Raw genomic sequence first — 1,329 nt, forward strand, 5'->3', positions numbered from 1 at the left:
TTTCCTTTAGATTTGATAAATGTTAATATTCTAAGATTACTGTTATATACAATGAGAGTGCATGGTAGAGACTCATAAATTGTTAATAACGGTGGATAACATTAAATTAGGAATAGGAACGGGGTGAACTTACGCCCTTTCTAGGACACTAAGGCCTATGCCCTGTATCAGTCCCCGTTCCAAGTTCCGGTTGCCTTGAGAACCAGTTAGAATTTTAGGTTAACAGACCTTCTAAAGGTTTTAGTTTCAGCAACCATATTTATTAACATTTAATAATAAAGTTATGAAATTTAGAGCATTTATCGGTATTGACGTGAGTAAATCTACCATCGATATCCATTTGAGAAACGCTGGAAGGCACTCTGTGTTTGTTAATGATTTGGAAGGTTTTGAAGTCATGGTCGAATGGCTTATGGACATTTTGGGGCAGGTATGCCCTGAAGAAATGATGTTTGGCATGGAGCACACAGGGCTTTATAGCGAGCTTCTGATCTCTTTTCTCAACGATCACAATTTCCCCTTTACAGTACTGCCTGGCTTGGAGGTGAAAAAGTCTATGGGGATCCGAAGAGGTAAATCAGACAAAGCTGACTCCAAAGATATTGCCGAGTATATTTATGAGAAAAGGGAGAAGATCAAATTGTTCCGAATGCCCTCCCGAAACCTGGAATCGATAAGAAAGCTTGCCTCTTACAGGGAACGTTTGGTAAAGGAAAGAACCGCCTTCAAAACAAGACTAGGCGAATACCAAAAGGTCTATGGTAAGGAGTCTTATGAGATATATACTGAATCACATAAACAGATCATAGCCTGTCTAGACAAACAGATTAAAGGAATGGAAGCCGAAATGGAACGGCTGATAAAGGATGACCAGGAAATGTTAAGACAATACCAGTTGGTCAAATCTGTAAAGGGTATAGGTCCCCAGACTGCCATCATGATGATTGTGCTTACTAAAGCGTTTACTGCTTTTCCAGATTGGAGAAAGTTTGCCAGTTATGCAGGAATCGCCCCTTTCCCCAACCAGTCGGGAACTTATATGGGTAAGACAAGAACCAGTAAACTGGCAAACAAACGTATAAAAGCACTTCTAACCATGTGTGCAGGGGTGGCCGTACAATATAATCCAGAGATGAGACTTTATTACGAACAACGGGTTAATGAAGGCAAGAATAAAATGAGCACAATGAATATTATAAGAAATAAACTTGTATCAAGGATCTTTGCGGTAATAGAAAGAGGTACCCCATATGTCGAAACAATGAAATATGCTGCCTAAAAATTAAAAATTGTACTATTCCACTTGCTTTAATCTTAGAATACAGGGCT

The 1,329-nt window shown here is 39.1% G+C and carries 1 protein-coding gene; it reads left to right on the top strand.

Features of this window, described 5'->3' with window-relative positions; genetic code table 11:
• The first annotated feature begins 283 nt into the window (after positions 1-283).
• Positions 284-1,279 carry an IS110 family RNA-guided transposase gene (locus ADICYQ_RS20905; protein WP_020894211.1) on the top strand — a complete coding sequence of 332 codons (996 nt, stop codon included), beginning with the start codon at positions 284-286 and terminating at the stop codon, positions 1,277-1,279.
• Positions 1,280-1,329 lie beyond the last annotated feature (50 nt).

The sequence above is a fragment of the Cyclobacterium qasimii M12-11B genome (genome assembly GCF_000427295.1).
Classification (GTDB): domain Bacteria; phylum Bacteroidota; class Bacteroidia; order Cytophagales; family Cyclobacteriaceae; genus Cyclobacterium; species Cyclobacterium qasimii.